Annotated in this window: 1 protein-coding gene; it reads left to right on the top strand. The window is 43.7% G+C overall.

The genetic code is table 11. From position 1 onward, the window contains the following. On the top strand, positions 1-826 hold an 826-nt coding region (locus tag A1019T_RS00065; RefSeq protein ID WP_077449882.1), incomplete at both ends, for an elongation factor Tu.

The following is an 826-nucleotide window of genomic DNA, read 5'->3' as shown; positions in this document are numbered from 1 at the left end:
TAGTAGTATCAGCTACTGACGGCCCAATGCCACAAACTCGTGAGCACATCTTGTTATCACGTCAGGTTGGTGTTCCATACATCATCGTATTCATGAACAAATGTGACATGGTAGATGATGAAGAATTACTAGAGCTAGTAGAAATGGAAGTACGTGAATTACTTTCAGACTACGACTTCCCAGGTGATGACACTCCAATCATCAAAGGTTCAGCTTTAGAAGCGTTAAACGGTAAAGATGGCAAGTACGGTGAGCAAGCAGTAGTTGAACTACTAAACACTCTAGACACTTACATCCCAGAGCCAGAGCGTGACATCGATAAGCCATTCCTAATGCCAATCGAAGACGTATTCTCAATCTCAGGTCGTGGTACAGTAGTAACTGGCCGTGTTGAGTCTGGTATCGTACGCGTTGGTGACGAGATCGAAATCGTTGGTATCAAAGACACAGTTAAAACAACTTGTACTGGTATCGAGATGTTCCGTAAGTTACTAGACGAAGGTCGTGCTGGTGAGAACTGTGGTGTACTATTACGTGGTACTAAGCGTGAAGACGTACAACGTGGTCAAGTACTAGCTAAGCCAGGTTCAATCACTCCACACACTAATTTTGACGCAGAAGTATACGTACTGTCAAAAGAAGAAGGTGGTCGTCATACTCCATTCTTAAATGGTTACCGTCCACAGTTCTACTTCCGTACAACTGACGTAACTGGTGCAATCCAATTACAAGAAGGTACTGAAATGGTAATGCCAGGCGATAACGTTGAGATGAGCGTAGAGCTAATCCACCCAATCGCTATGGACAAAGGTTTACGTTTCGCTAT

This window comes from Psychrobacter piechaudii (genome assembly GCF_900162825.1).
Lineage (GTDB): Bacteria > Pseudomonadota > Gammaproteobacteria > Pseudomonadales > Moraxellaceae > Psychrobacter > Psychrobacter piechaudii.
The sequence above is the reverse complement of the archived record's forward strand: the minus strand, read 5'-3'. Positions and strand labels throughout refer to the sequence as shown.